Raw genomic sequence first — 13,737 nt, 5'->3', positions numbered from 1 at the left:
TTATGGCAACGCAGCAACCACGGAAAGCTCGACCAGGATTTGCGGCTCGCACAGTTTGGCTTCGACTGTCGCCCGCGCCGGCGCGACACCTTTGGGGAGCCATTTGTCCCAGACACTGTTCATGCCGGCAAAGTGGGCATCGATGTCCTTCAGGTAAATCGTTACGGACAGGATGCGACTCTTGGTGGTGCCCGCCAGATCCAGCAGGCGCTCGATATTGTCGAGCGTCTCACGGGTCTGCTTTTCGATACCGCCCGCCATGTCGTCACCCACCTGCCCCGCCAGATAAACGGTGCCATTGTGGACGACGATCTGACTCATGCGCTCATTGGTGAGCTGGCGCTGAATGGACATGTTTTGCACTCTCCTTGGTACTGCCATAGCGAGAAATATCGAGACCTGCAGCGCTGATCTGGGGTTTTTCACTCGCCATGAGGTCGGCCAGCAAACGCCCGGAGCCGCAAGCCATGGTCCAGCCCAGTGTTCCGTGGCCGGTATTGAGGAACAGATTGCGCAATGGCGTTGCACCCACGATAGGTGTGCCATCGGGCGTGGTCGGACGCAGACCGGTCCAGAAACCGGCCTGGGTCAGATCGCCGCCCTGAGGATAGAGGTCGTTGACGATCATCTCCAGCGTTTCGCGACGCCGAGGATTGAGCGAGAGATCGAAACCTGCAATTTCAGCCATGCCACCGACACGGATGCGGTTGTCGAAACGAGTGATGGCGACCTTGTAGGTTTCATCGAGGATGGTCGAGGTCGGAGCCATGTCCGGGTTGGTAATCGGCACGGTCAAGGAATAGCCCTTGAGCGGGTAGACCGGCGCCCGGATGCCCAGCGGCTTGAGCAATTGCGGCGAGTAGCTGCCCAGCGCCAGCACATAGCGGTCTGCGGTTTCGAGCTTGCCATCGATCCAGACGCCATTGATGCGGTCGCCTGTATGGTCGAGGCGCTCGATGGACTGGCCGTAACGGAATTCGACGCCCAGTTTGACGGCCATTTCCGCCAGACGGGTAGTGAACAGTTGGCAGTCGCCGGTCTGGTCGTTAGGCAAGCGTAGCGCACCGCTCAGAATGTTGGTGACACCAGCCAGTGCCGGTTCGACCCGGGCAATGCCTTCGCGGTCCAGCAGTTCGTAAGGCACGCCGGACTGTTCGAGCACGGCGATGTCCTTGGCGGCGTTGTCCAGTTGCTCCTGGGTGCGGAACAACTGGGTAGTGCCCAGGCTGCGGCCTTCGTAGGCGATACCGGTTTCAAGGCGCAGTTCGTCAAGGCAGTCGCGGCTGTATTCGGACAACCGCACCATGCGTTCCTTGTTCACCGCATAACGGCTGGCCGTGCAGTTGCGCAGCATCTGCGCCATCCACAGGTATTGATCGATATCCGCTGTGACCTTGATGGCCAGCGGCGCATGACGTTGCAGCAGCCACTTGATCGCCTTGAGCGGCACACCGGGTGCAGCCCATGGCGATGCGTAGCCTGGCGATACCTGGCCGGCGTTGGCAAAACTGGTTTCCATGGCAACGGCCGGCTGACGATCGACCACTGTGACCTGGAAACCTGCCCGAGCCAGATAATAGGCACTGGTTGTACCAATTACGCCACCACCAAGTACCAGAACACGCATGTCGACAGCCTCATCGCGGATATCCGCTGACATTTGAAGTTTAAAGCAGGATTGTGTGCAGTATATTGAGCATCGAGCAGTGTATCTCACTGTATATATGCGTATATTCAGCGCTAATTCTCGGCAAAGAACGCTTTCGTAGAGGGGAAACTGCCTGTGCGCACTCAACACCAGTCAAAACGCGAGCTGGACAAGATCGACCGCAATATCCTGCGCATCCTTCAGGCAGACGGAAGAATCTCGTTCACGGAGCTTGGCGAGCGGGTCGGGCTGTCGACCACACCCTGCACCGAACGGGTTCGCAGGCTGGAGCGCGAAGGCATCATCATGGGCTACAACGCCCGTCTCAACCCGCAATACCTCAAGGCCAGCCTGCTGGTATTCGTGGAAATCAGCCTGGACTACAAATCGGGGGATACCTTCGATGAATTTCGCCGGGCCATTCTGAAGCTGCCCCATGTGCTGGAATGCCATCTGGTATCAGGCGACTTCGATTACCTGGTCAAGGCCCGCATCTCGGAAATGGCCTCATACCGCAAGCTGCTGGGCGACATCCTGCTCAAACTGCCTCATGTGCGGGAGTCCAAAAGCTATATCGTGATGGAAGAAGTGAAAGAGAGCCTGAACCTGCCGATTGCGGATTAAGCCCAGCGGGAGTGAATTCGCTCCGCGCTCAAACCAGCACCTGCCTTGTCGAAGCCATGTACTCATGGATCTGTTTCTCGATCCGAGGATGAATCAGCTCGGCAGGCCGCCGCCCGTTCGGGCATGGCAGGGTCGGGGTGGTGCCGAACAGGCGGCAGATCAGCGGGCGCTCGTCATACACCGTGCAGCCATTGGGGCCCAGGTGGACACAGTTCAGCTCGTTCAGCGCAGCCTCCTGCTCGGCGGCAGTCTTGCGGGGAAGGCGCGACATTTCTTCGGGTGAAGTGGTCACCGGACCACAGCAATCGTGGCAGCCAGGCACGCACTCGAAAGAAGGAATCTGGCGCCGCAGATCGCGGATTTTTTCACGGTTGCAGCTCATTGAATCGACCACCCGAACACAGTGATGGAATTTTGCCTCAGTTGGCAGGTGCATGACAGCGGCTTATCCTCCCTGCTGATATTCAACGCCGCCAACAGGATCATTCCATGAACGCCCGCGTTCAAAACAACCCGCACGCCGCCTCTTACTATGCCGCCAGCAGCCATCCGCAAGCGGATTACCCTGCGCTGCAAGGTGCACTGACGGCGGATGTGTGCGTGGTCGGCGGCGGGTTTTCGGGGCTGAACACGGCCATTGAACTGGCCGAGCGTGGTGTGAGCGTGGCCTTGCTGGAAGCCCGCAAAATCGGCTGGGGCGCCAGCGGTCGCAATGGCGGGCAATTGATCCGTGGCGTCGGCCATGACCTTGAGCAGTTCACCTCGGTCATCGGCCATGACGGCGTGCGCCAGCTCAAGCTGATGGGGATCGAGGCCGTGGAGATCGTCCGCCAGCGGGTCGAACGCCATGGCATCGACTGCGACCTGAAATGGGGTTACTGCGATGTAGCCAACAAGCCCCGAGACTTTGCTGGCTTCGCTGAAGAACTCGAAGCATTGCGCAGCCTGGGTTATCGCCACAGCCTGCAACTGATCCAACCGGAACAGATGCACAGCGTAGTGGGCTCGGATCGCTATGTCGGCGGCATGATCGACATGGGTTCCGGGCATCTGCATCCCTTGAATCTGGCGCTGGGCGAAGCCGCCGCTGCTCAGGCGCTGGGGGTTAGGCTGTTCGAGCATTCGGGCGTGACCCGCATCGACTACGGCTCGCAGGTCAAGGTCCATACAGCTTCGGGCTCGGTACAGGCCAAGACTCTGGTGCTGTGCTGCAACGCCTACATGAATGACCTGAACCCGGAACTGGACGGCAAGATCCTGCCCGCGGGCAGCTACATCATTGCGACCGAGCCCTTGAGCGCGGTACAGGCAGCCGAGCTGATCCCACGGGACATGGCGATCTGTGACCAGCGAGTGACTGTGGATTACTACCGGCTTTCAGCCGACCGGCGCCTGCTGTTCGGTGGCGCGTGTCACTACTCGGGGCGCGACCCACAGGACATCGCCGCCTACATGCGGCCCAAGATGCTTGAGGTCTTCCCGCAACTGGCCGGGGTGAAAATCGATTATCAATGGGGCGGGATGATCGGCATCGGCGCCAACCGCCTGCCGCAGATAGGCCAGCTCAAAGACAAGCCGAACGTGTTCTATGCCCAGGCCTATGCGGGCCATGGCCTCAATGCCACTCACCTGGCAGGCAGGTTACTGGCCGAAGCCATCGCCGGTCAGCACAGCGATGGCTTCGAGTTGTTTGCCAAGGTGCCGCACATGACTTTCCCCGGCGGCAAGTACCTGCGCTCGCCATTGCTGGCGCTGGGAATGCTCTGGCATCGGCTCAAGGAACTGCGCTGACTCACATTCTCCAGAAGGGTTTCATGGCTTCGGCCATGGCCTGCCCGGCATCGAGCCCGATGTCGCGAAGCTGATCCTCGGTCAGCTTCAGCAGCGCATGACGGGTGGTCCAGCGATGACGGTACAGCGCCCAGCGGCTCATGCAGGGCTGTGAGTTCGCACTGGCGTTGGCCGCCAGACTCTTCTCCTGCAGTTCATGGCTGTGAAGCGCTAGACGCACATCGCTGAGCCCGTTCATTTTCAACCCTCCATCATGTTTTGGTGTGATGCCATGATGGCGCGTCCCGAAAAACCATTACAGATTCAAAAACAATTATTTATTTCAATACAGACAAGCCAGAATCAGCACTGAATGCTATATTTTTGCCGAATCTGTATCGCTTCCCCGGCCCATAACATTCCAGAGTACGCCATGACGCTCTACGTCAACCTCGCCGAACTGCTTGGCTCGCGCATTGAAAACGGCTTCTATCGCCCGGGCGACCGCTTGCCGTCGGTACGGGCCCTGAGCCTTGAACACGGCGTCAGCCTGAGTACCGTGCAACAGGCGTATCGGGTGCTTGAGGACAGCGGGCTGGCAGCTCCAAAACCCAAGTCCGGCTATTTCGTGCCTGCCAGCAGAAAGGCGCCGGCACTCCCGGCGGTGGGGCGCCCGGTTCAACGGCCGGTGGATATCTCCCAGTGGGAACAGGTGCTGGACCTGATTCGCGTCTCGCCTGCCCATGCGATCACCCAGCTAGGCCGCGGCATGCCGGATATCAGCAGCCCGACGCTCAAGCCACTGATGCGCTCGCTCAGCCAGTTGAGCCGCAAACAGAGCATGCCCGGTCTGTATTACGACAATATCCACGGTGTCCATACACTTCGCGAACAGATTGCGCGACTGCTTCTGGACTCAGGCTGTAACCTCACCGCCAACGACCTGATCATCACCACCGGCTGCCACGAAGCCCTGTCGGCGAGCATTCGCGCCCTCTGCTCACCGGGCGATATCGTGGCCGTGGACTCGCCCAGCTTCTTCGGCGCCATGCAGACCCTCAAGGGGCTGGGCATGAAGGCGCTGGAAATCCCCACCGACCCGATCACCGGCATCAGCCTCGAAGCCCTGGAACTGGCGCTGGAGCAGTGGCCCATCAAGGCCATACAGCTGACGCCCAGCTGCAATAACCCACTGGGCTACGTGATGCCCGAATCACGCAAACGGGCCTTGCTGACACTGGCCCAGCGTTTCGACGTGGCAATCATCGAAGACGACGTGTATGGCGACCTGGCTTTCAACTACCCTCGCCCGCGCACCATCAAGTCCTTCGATGAAGACGGTCGCGTCCTGCTGTGCAGTTCGTTCTCCAAGAGCCTTGCCCCAGGGCTGCGTGTCGGCTGGGTCGCGCCGGGGCGTTATCTGGAACGTGTGCTGCACATGAAATACATCGGCACCGGCTCCACGGCACCCCAGCCGCAACTGGCGATTGCCGAATTCCTCCAGAGCGGCCACTTCGAGCCGCATCTGCGGCGCATGCGTACGCAATACCAGCGCAGCCGCGACCAGATGATCGATTGGGTCATGCGTTATTTCCCTGAAGGCACACGGGTCAGCCGACCTCAGGGCGGGTTCATGTTGTGGGTGGAACTGGCGGAAGACTTCGACACATTGCGTCTGAATCGCGCCTTGCTGGAATACGATGTGCAGATCGCTGTAGGCAGTATTTTCTCGGCCTCCGGGAAATACCGAAACTGCCTGCGCATGAACTTCGCCCCCAAGTCGACACCGGAAATCGAGAACGCGGTGCGCAAGATCGGCATGATGATTGAGAAAATGAGTGCACAAACCGACTGAAACCTGAAAATCTTTCCGTCATTTCAGGGTCATATCGCATGCGAAACCTGCCTGACGGACAAAAAATTTGAAGACATCATGGGCCTTGCCCCTTTGCCTGCTGGTTGCGCTGAGCGTCAGTGGCTGCACTCACCTCAGCGTTCCCAACGAGCCGAGTCAGGCCCTGGCGCCTTCAACGTCCGAGTTCGGGCGCTCGATCCAGGCCCTGGCAATGCCCCATGAAGGGCGCTCGGGATTTCGCCTGCTGCCCGAAAGCACCGATGCGTTCATGGCCCGTGCCGAGCTGATCCGCAGTGCCAAAAGCAGCCTGGATCTGCAGTACTACATCGTGCATGACGGCCTGAGCACCCGCGCCCTGATCGATGAGCTGCTCAAGGCCGCAGATCGCGGGGTTCGTGTGCGGATCCTGCTGGATGACACCACCAGCGATGGCCTCGATCAGCCCATCGCCACCCTCGCCGCTCACCCTAACATCCAGATCCGCCTGTTCAATCCGCAGAACCTGGGTCGTGAAACCGGCGTAACCCGCAGTGTCGGGCGCCTGATGAACCTCTCGCAGCAGCATCGCCGTATGCACAACAAGCTGTGGCTGGCCGACAGCAGCGTGGCCATCGTCGGCGGGCGCAATCTGGGCGATGAGTATTTCGATGCCGAACCCAATATGAATTTCACCGATATCGACATGCTCAGCGTCGGGCCGGTGGCCGAGCAACTGGGGCACAGTTTCGATCAGTACTGGAACAGCACGCTCAGCAAACCCATCGATGAGTTCATGTACATCCTGCCCACCACCAAAGACCTGGCGAAGGCTCGCAAACGGCTGGCCAAATCCCTGGAAGAGGCCCATCAGCAGCACAAGGCCCTGTATGAGCGCCTGATGAGCTACAAGACCCGGCCCAGCCTGAACACCTGGCTCAACGAACTGACCTGGGCCCATAACCAGGCCTTGTGGGACGCGCCGACCAAGGTCCTGGCGCGAGGGGAACCCGATCCGCATCTGCTGCTCACGACGCAACTGGCTCCCGAACTGCTGAAGGCGCATCAGGAACTGATGCTGATTTCGGCGTACTTCGTGCCGGGCGAGGCAGGCTTGCTGTACCTCACCAACCGTGCAGACGCCGGTGTGTCCGTGAGCCTGCTGACCAACTCACTCGAGGCCACCGACGTGCCTGCGGTACATGGCGGCTATGCGCCTTATCGCAAGGCGCTGCTGGAGCACGACGTGAAACTCTTTGAACTGCGCCGCCAGCCCGGCGATACGGGAAGCACCGGCAGCGGTCCGCATCTGTTCAAGAAAAGCTCGTTCCTCACCAGCTCCGACTCAAGCCTGCACAGCAAGGCGATGATTTTCGACCGACAGAAAATCTTTGTCGGCTCGTTCAATTTCGACCCGCGCTCAGTGCTGTGGAACACCGAAGTCGGCGTGCTGGTGGACAGCCCGCAACTGGCCGAGGAACTGCGCGAACTGACCCTCCAAGGCATGGCCCCGAACCTGAGTTATGAAGTGAAACTGGAGAATGGCCAGGTGGTGTGGGTCACCGAAGACAATGGCCAGATGCACACCCTGCACAAGGAACCAGGCGGCTGGTGGCGCCGCATGAACGCCTGGGTCAGCAAGGCCATTGGCCTGGAAAAGATGCTTTAAGCGACAACCTTTTGCGTGCCGCCAAAGGCATTGTTTCGCAACGACAGAATCACCAGCCCCAATGCCCCGGCCGCCATCATCAACGGCAAGGCATGGCCACTGACCCACTGGCTGCCAGCACCCGCCACCAGCGGCCCGACCAGGCAGCCGATCCCCCAGAGCTGGGCCACATGGGCATTGGCGCGCACCAGTGCATCATCGCGATAGCGTTCGCCGATCAGAATCAGCGACAAGGTGAACAGACCTCCCGCACTGGCGCCAAACAGTACCCACAGCGGCCAGATCATAACCGTATCGATCAGCAACGGGATCATCAGACTGGAAGCCAGCAGAGCAACGGCACACCCCGAGAACAGGGTTCGACGCGAGACACGGTCAGCCAGCAGGCCGATGGGCAATTGCAGCAGTGCATCACCGACGACCACGGTGCTGACCATCATCAAGGCGATTTCCGGCGTGAAGCCCTGACGCAGACTGTAGACCGGCAAGAGCGTCAGGATCAGCGCCTCGAATGCGGCAAACAGTGAAACCGCCCAGGCGATGGCAGGCATCCCACGGCAGAAGCCGAGCAAATCCCGGAACGTCACCGAGCAGGCTTCGGTATTCGGTGCCCCGCTGCGCCCCAGCAACAGCAAGGGCGAACTGACCAGCAATGCCACGCCGATCCAGAAACCATAATCGGCCTGGGTGCCGATCACGCCCAGCAACAGCGGCCCGGCCAGTTGGCTCAAGGCATAACAACTGCCATACAGCGCGACCAGACGCCCACGCAAACGCTCGATCACCAACTGGTTGATCCAGCTCTCACCCAGAATGAAGACGATGGTCAGGATCACGCCCAGCATCAGGCGCAAGACCAGCCAGACCCCGTAATAGGGCAACAGCGCCAGCAGACCGACCGAGAACGCACCGGCCCACAGACACAGACGCATCAGGTTCGCCGTGCCAAAGTGTGAGGCCAGTCGGCTCGCAAGCCCCGCGCCCAGCAGCACCCCGATGGCAGGCATCGCCGCCATGACCCCGATGGCAAACGTGCCATAGCCCCAGCTTTCCAGCCGCAATGACACCAGCGGCATGCTGACGCCCACCGCCAGGCCGACACTCAGGACCGAGGCCAGCACAGCGAAATAAGTACCCCAACGCATTTCCCTGCTCCGACGGGTCAAGAAGTGTTCAATACAACCGGCAAACCTGGATCTGGGAGCGAATGAATTCGCTCCCACGCACTGAAGCCTTACAAAACCGTGTTTACAGCTTGATCCAGGTCGATTTCAGTTCGGTGTATTTATCGAACGCATGCAGCGACTTGTCGCGGCCATTGCCCGATTGCTTGAAACCACCGAACGGAGCGGTCATGTCGCCGCCGTCATACTGGTTGACCCACACGCTACCGGCCCGCAATGCCTTGGCTGTCAGGTGCGCCTTGGACAGATTCGAGGTCCATACCGCTGCAGCCAGGCCATATTGCGTGTCGTTGGCGATCTGGATCGCTTCTTCAGCGCTGTCAAAGGTCAGGACAGACAGTACCGGCCCGAAGATTTCTTCCTGGGCAATTCTCATGGCGTTGTTCACGCCATCGAAAATGGTTGGCTCGACATAAGTGCCGCCCGTTTCTTCCAGGATGCGCTTGCCGCCCGCAACCAGCTTGGCGCCATCGGCGTGACCGGCCTCGATATACGACAGCACCGTTTTCATCTGCTGGATATCGACCAAGGCACCGACAGTCGTCGCCGGGTCCAGCGGATTGCCTGGCTTCCAGGCCTTGAGGGCTTCGATCACCAGCGGCAGGAAGCGATCCTTGATGGAACGCTCGACCAACAGTCGCGAACCGGCCGTGCAGACCTCGCCCTGGTTGAAGGCAATGGCACTGGCTGCCGCTTCGGCTGCGGCCTGCAGATCCGGTGCGTCGGCAAAGACGATGTTAGGGCTCTTGCCGCCTGCCTCAAGCCAGACACGCTTCATGTTCGACTCGCCCGCATAGACCATCAATTGCCTGGCGATCTTGGTCGAACCGGTGAACACCACGGTATCCACATCCATATGCAGGGCCAGAGCCTTGCCCACGGTATGACCATGGCCTGGCAGCACGTTGAGCACACCCGCCGGAATGCCGGCTTCAATCGCCAGTTGCGCGATGCGGATGGCGGTCAGCGGCGACTTTTCCGAAGGCTTGAGGATCACTGAGTTGCCGGTGGACAGCGCAGGCCCCAGCTTCCAGCAGGCCATCAGCAGCGGGAAGTTCCACGGCACAATGGCGGCTACGACGCCCACAGGCTCGCGGGTTACCAGGCCCAATTGGTCGTGAGGCGTGGCGGCAACTTCGTCGTACAACTTGTCGATGGCCTCGCCACTCCAGCTCAGCGCCTGGGCGGCACCGGGAATGTCGATATTGAAGGAGTCGCTGATCGGCTTGCCCATGTCCAGAGTTTCAAGCAGAGCGAGTTCTTCAACGTGTTTTTTCAGCAGGCCCGCAAAGCGGATCATCGTGGCCTTGCGCTTGGTTGGCGCCAGACGCGACCATGCGCCTGAGTTGAATACGCTGCGCGCACTGTCTACGGCGCGCTGGGCGTCGGCGGCATCGCAACTGGCGACTTTGGCCAGCAAGCGGCCATCGACCGGGCTCAGGCAATCAAAAGTGGCGTCTGAAGCGGCGGCGGTGTATTCGCCATGGATGAAGGCGCGGCCTTCTATCTTCAAATCCTGGGCACGTTTTTCCCAGTCAGCATGAGTCAGGGTCGTCATACGCATGTCCTCCTTTTGATGGTCGTTGCGCGGCTATGGAACATCAAGGACTCGATCCCGAGCCTGCGAGTTCAGCCTGAAGCATCCGCCACCCTAAACCAGCAGTTTCTCAATTCCAATATATTTGACAAAAATTGCCATTTTTGGCCGCATATGTTGATTTTATTCAACGATGATTTTTAGCGGCGCGGCACTTATCAGGGCTGTAGGCTATCCAACCAGCATCACTTTTCAGCGCCAGGTGAACACATGAGCATCGAGAGCATTGTCGATTTCAGCGAAGCCACGACGACCGCCGAGCACTATCGTCCCGCAGCCGAAAAAGTCTTCAAGGGCGATCCGCAACAGACGATCTACAACCATTACAACAGCCCGTGCGGGCAAATGAATGCAGGTGTGTGGGAAGGTACGCCGGGGCAATGGCGGGTCAATTACACCGAACATGAATATTGCGAGATCGTGCAGGGTGTTTCAGTGCTGCGCGACGAGGAAGGCCGCGCCAAGACCTTGCGGGCGGGAGACCGGTTCGTGATTCCGGCAGGCTTCAAGGGGACCTGGGAGGTCCTGGAAACATGCCGCAAGATTTATGTGGTATTTGAAGAAAAAGATATAAGTAAGTAACGCATGGGGGGCTCTCGGATTCGAGATTCTAGGGGTGTCCAAGCCGGACATTACTCATAAAGGACTATGAAAATGACTAACGAACAAATTACCCAGGCACTTCAATATCTGATCAGCACCCGCTATGTACCGAGCGTTAAACCCTACATAAGCGAACTGACCAGCCGCACTCGCGTTCTTGGCGCAGGCGACATCAGCACCAAGGAATTCGATTTGAATCGCGTTCATGTCGGTACCGATGACGCGGGCCTGATTTCGGGCTTCACCTTTGGCTAAACACCAAGCAAGTGCCTGATCGGCCTTGTGCCGGGGGCACTGCTGTCGGGTCTAAAGCGCCTGGTGCAATGCACCGGGCGTTTTGCGTTTAAGCGCCTTGCAAGGGTGCCCCCAGGCAAGCACCAAATGACAGGCACAAAAAAGCCCGCATTGCTGCGGGCTTTTTTGCAGGAGACAGAATCAATTACTTGATTTTGCCTTCTTTGTAGATCACGTGCTTGCGTACAACCGGATCGAATTTTTTGATTTCGATTTTGTCCGGAGTCGTGCGCTTGTTCTTGTCGGTAGTGTAGAAGTGACCAGTACCGGCGCTCGAGATCAAACGAATCAATTCACGCATGATTATCTCCTTAGATTTTGCCGTCGCGGCGCAGATCAGCAAGCACAGCTTCGATGCCACGCTTGTCGATGATACGCATGCCTTTGGCAGATACGCGCAGACGAACAAAACGCTTCTCGCCTTCAACCCAGAAGCGATGATGCTGCAGGTTTGGCAGGAAACGACGACGGGTTTTGTTGTTTGCGTGGGAAATGTTATTCCCGGTTACTGGACCCTTACCAGTAACTTGACAGACTCTCGACATGCCTCAGCCCTCTAAAACCACATGCCCAACCCGGCATGGGTTGGCCGCTTAATCTCTCAGTCATTTGGCGCCAGGCGCCGCGTTTCTTTAAGGGTCTTACCGGCTACACCTACAGTGAAGGAACCGGGCCCCTAGAAAAGAGCGCTGCTTTATACCAGAAAGCCTTTGATGCAACAACAAGCAATCCACTTTAAGCCTCAGGAATGCCAACGCTCAAGCCGCGCACTCAAGCCATACGGGCACGCCGGCAAATTGACCGCTCGTCGCACCATGGCGATTGTTCTGGGCAAGCACATGGTCTAGTGTGGCGAATCAAGCCTCTCACCAGACTGCGCCGGCAGATGGACACTTTCTGAACTGACAGGAATTTCGCCATGCGTCTTGCTGCAATACCCTTTTTACTGGCCCCACTACTATTGCCGGCCATTTCCCAGGCATCGAACCTGGTGGTCTGCACCGAAGCCAGCCCCGAAGGCTTCGATGTCGTGCAATACAACTCGCTGACCACCACCAACGCTTCGGCCGATGTGCTGATGAACCGCCTGGTGGATTTCGATGCCAATAGCGGCAAACTGGTCCCAAGCCTTGCCCGGGAGTGGACTGTCTCCAGCGACGGCCTGACCTACGATTTCAAACTGCGCTCCGGGGTTAAATTCCACACCACTCCTTATTTCACTCCGAGCCGCGAATTCAGCGCCGAGGATGTGGTGTTCAGCTTCAAGCGCATGCTCGACCCGCAAAACCCTTGGCACAAGATTGCCCAGAGCGGGTTCCCGCACGCGCAGTCCATGCAGTTGCCAGCCCTCATCAAGACGATCGAAGCGCCGGACGAGCACACCGTGCGCTTTGTCCTGAACCATGCAGACTCGACCTTCCTCGCCACCCTGAGCATGGGGTTCGCGTCGATCTACTCAGCTGAATACACCGCCCAGTTGCTGAAAGCCGGCACCCCGGAAAAGCTCAACAGCCAGCCAATCGGCACCGGGCCTTTCGTCTTCAAACGCTTCCAGAAAGATGCCGTGGTGCGTTACGAAGCCAACGAAAATTACTTCGCAGGCAAGCCTGGAAGCGACACGCTGATTTACGCCATCACGCCGGATGCGAATGTGCGTCTGCAAAAGATCCGTCGTGATGAATGCCAGATCGCGCTTTCGCCCAAGCCACTGGATATCCAGGAAGCCAGCAAAGACCCGGCGCTCAAGGTGGAAAAGAACGAAGCCTTCATGACCGCGTTCGTGGCGATCAACAGCCAGCACGCACCGTTCGACAAACCGGAAGTGCGCCAGGCTGTAAATCTGGCCTTCGACAAGGCGAACTACCTGAAAGCCGTTTTTGAAGACACCGCAGAAATCGCCAACGGCCCTTACCCGCCCAACACCTGGAGCTACGCAAAAGAGCTGCCGGGTTATCCACACGATGTCGCCAAGGCCAAGGAGTTGCTGGCCAAAGCCGGACTGAAGGACGGCTTCAAGACCACCCTCTGGACTCGCCCTTCCAGCAGCCTGCTGAACCCCAACCCGAGCCTGGGCGCGCAGTTGCTGCAAGCAGATTTGAAGAAAGTCGGCATCGACGCCGAGATCAAGGTTATCGAGTGGGGCGAGCTGATTCGTCGCGCCAAGGCGGGCGAGCATGACTTGCTGTTCATGGGCTGGGCAGGCGACAACGGCGACCCGGATAATTTCCTGACACCGCAGTTCTCCTGCGCCGCCGTGCAGTCGGGCACCAACTTTGCCCGCTATTGCGACAAAGCCCTGGACAAGCTGATCAGCGACGGCAAATCCACCAGCGATCAGGCGCAGCGCAGCAAGTTGTATCAGCAGGCGCAGGCACAGATCCAGCAGCAGGCCCTCTGGCTGCCACTGGCCCATCCGACCGCCGCCACCCTGACCCGCAAGGACGTGACAGGCTATGAAGTCAGCCCGTTCGGGCGCCAGGACTTCTACAAGGTGAAGGTGAAGTAAGGGTTTTATGA

16 protein-coding genes are annotated in these 13,737 nt (G+C 58.9%); 8 read left to right on the top strand and 8 right to left on the bottom strand.

The annotated features are described in order from the left end of the window. Both KGD89_RS00830 and dadA read right to left on the bottom strand, forming a co-directional pair. Positions 1-354, bottom strand: coding sequence for a RidA family protein (locus KGD89_RS00830; protein ID WP_025257933.1), 354 nt, complete (start codon positions 352-354; stop codon positions 1-3). Then, positions 326-1,627, bottom strand: a complete 1,302-nt coding sequence (gene dadA, locus KGD89_RS00825; RefSeq protein ID WP_025257932.1) for a D-amino acid dehydrogenase — start codon at positions 1,625-1,627, stop codon at positions 326-328. Before dadA ends, KGD89_RS00830 begins: the two co-directional genes overlap by 29 nt. Positions 1,628-1,783: 156 nt before the next feature. Between dadA and KGD89_RS00820 the strand changes: the two genes are divergently transcribed. Continuing rightward, on the top strand, positions 1,784-2,272 hold the full coding sequence (locus KGD89_RS00820; RefSeq protein ID WP_025257931.1) for an Lrp/AsnC ligand binding domain-containing protein: 489 nt from the start codon (positions 1,784-1,786) through the stop codon (positions 2,270-2,272). 28 nt (positions 2,273-2,300) lie between these two features. Here KGD89_RS00820 and KGD89_RS00815 read toward each other — a convergent pair whose 3' ends face one another. Next, positions 2,301-2,654, bottom strand: coding sequence for a YkgJ family cysteine cluster protein (locus KGD89_RS00815; RefSeq protein WP_025257930.1), 354 nt, complete (start codon positions 2,652-2,654; stop codon positions 2,301-2,303). A 107-nt stretch (positions 2,655-2,761) separates the two neighbouring features. On the opposite strand from KGD89_RS00815, the gene KGD89_RS00810 reads away from it, so the two are divergent. After that, positions 2,762-4,063 (top strand): NAD(P)/FAD-dependent oxidoreductase, encoded by a 1,302-nt coding sequence (locus KGD89_RS00810; RefSeq protein WP_025257929.1) that lies wholly within the window; start codon positions 2,762-2,764, stop codon positions 4,061-4,063. 1 nt (position 4,064) lies between these two features. On the opposite strand, the gene KGD89_RS00805 is transcribed toward KGD89_RS00810, so the two are convergent. Beyond that, positions 4,065-4,301 carry a DUF1127 domain-containing protein gene (locus KGD89_RS00805; protein ID WP_025257928.1) on the bottom strand — a complete coding sequence of 79 codons (237 nt, stop codon included), beginning with the start codon at positions 4,299-4,301 and terminating at the stop codon, positions 4,065-4,067. Positions 4,302-4,475: 174 nt separating this feature from the next. On the opposite strand from KGD89_RS00805, the gene KGD89_RS00800 reads away from it, so the two are divergent. Then, positions 4,476-5,897, top strand: a complete 1,422-nt coding sequence (locus KGD89_RS00800) for an aminotransferase-like domain-containing protein (RefSeq protein WP_025257927.1) — start codon at positions 4,476-4,478, stop codon at positions 5,895-5,897. A 67-nt stretch (positions 5,898-5,964) separates the two neighbouring features. Then, positions 5,965-7,542 (top strand): phospholipase D family protein, encoded by a 1,578-nt coding sequence (locus KGD89_RS00795; protein ID WP_038399721.1) that lies wholly within the window; start codon positions 5,965-5,967, stop codon positions 7,540-7,542. On the opposite strand, the gene KGD89_RS00790 is transcribed toward KGD89_RS00795, so the two are convergent. Both KGD89_RS00790 and KGD89_RS00785 read right to left on the bottom strand, forming a co-directional pair. After that, positions 7,539-8,687: an MFS transporter gene (locus KGD89_RS00790; protein WP_025257925.1), complete on the bottom strand. Its 1,149-nt coding sequence runs from the start codon at positions 8,685-8,687 to the stop codon at positions 7,539-7,541. The two genes, KGD89_RS00795 and KGD89_RS00790, sit on opposite strands and share 4 nt — an antisense overlap. Positions 8,688-8,790: 103 nt before the next feature. Continuing rightward, complete coding sequence (locus KGD89_RS00785; RefSeq protein WP_025257924.1) at positions 8,791-10,284, bottom strand: aldehyde dehydrogenase; 1,494 nt, start codon at positions 10,282-10,284, stop codon at positions 8,791-8,793. Positions 10,285-10,533: 249 nt separating this feature from the next. Between KGD89_RS00785 and KGD89_RS00780 the strand changes: the two genes are divergently transcribed. Both KGD89_RS00780 and KGD89_RS00775 read left to right on the top strand, forming a co-directional pair. After that, positions 10,534-10,905, top strand: a complete 372-nt coding sequence (locus tag KGD89_RS00780; protein ID WP_025257923.1) for a cupin domain-containing protein — start codon at positions 10,534-10,536, stop codon at positions 10,903-10,905. A gap of 72 nt (positions 10,906-10,977) precedes the next feature. Continuing rightward, positions 10,978-11,181: a hypothetical protein gene (locus KGD89_RS00775; protein WP_025257922.1), complete on the top strand. Its 204-nt coding sequence runs from the start codon at positions 10,978-10,980 to the stop codon at positions 11,179-11,181. A gap of 184 nt (positions 11,182-11,365) precedes the next feature. Here KGD89_RS00775 and rpmG read toward each other — a convergent pair whose 3' ends face one another. Both rpmG and rpmB read right to left on the bottom strand, forming a co-directional pair. Then, entirely contained in the window at positions 11,366-11,521 is a 156-nt protein-coding gene (gene rpmG, locus KGD89_RS00770; protein ID WP_007894709.1) for a 50S ribosomal protein L33, read from the bottom strand. 10 nt (positions 11,522-11,531) lie between these two features. After that, positions 11,532-11,765 carry a 50S ribosomal protein L28 gene (rpmB, locus tag KGD89_RS00765; RefSeq protein ID WP_025257921.1) on the bottom strand — a complete coding sequence of 78 codons (234 nt, stop codon included), beginning with the start codon at positions 11,763-11,765 and terminating at the stop codon, positions 11,532-11,534. 168 nt (positions 11,766-11,933) lie between these two features. Here rpmB and KGD89_RS26115 point away from each other — a divergent pair, with 168 nt between their 5' ends. After that, positions 11,934-12,068 (top strand): hypothetical protein, encoded by a 135-nt coding sequence (locus KGD89_RS26115; protein ID WP_264302369.1) that lies wholly within the window; start codon positions 11,934-11,936, stop codon positions 12,066-12,068. A gap of 71 nt (positions 12,069-12,139) precedes the next feature. After that, positions 12,140-13,726, top strand: coding sequence for an ABC transporter substrate-binding protein (locus tag KGD89_RS00760; RefSeq protein ID WP_025257920.1), 1,587 nt, complete (start codon positions 12,140-12,142; stop codon positions 13,724-13,726). Positions 13,727-13,737: the final 11 nt, after the last annotated feature.

This window comes from Pseudomonas cichorii (genome assembly GCF_018343775.1).
In the GTDB taxonomy this organism is placed as follows: Bacteria; Pseudomonadota; Gammaproteobacteria; order Pseudomonadales; family Pseudomonadaceae; genus Aquipseudomonas; species Aquipseudomonas cichorii.
The sequence above is the reverse complement of the archived record's forward strand: the minus strand, read 5'-3'. Positions and strand labels throughout refer to the sequence as shown.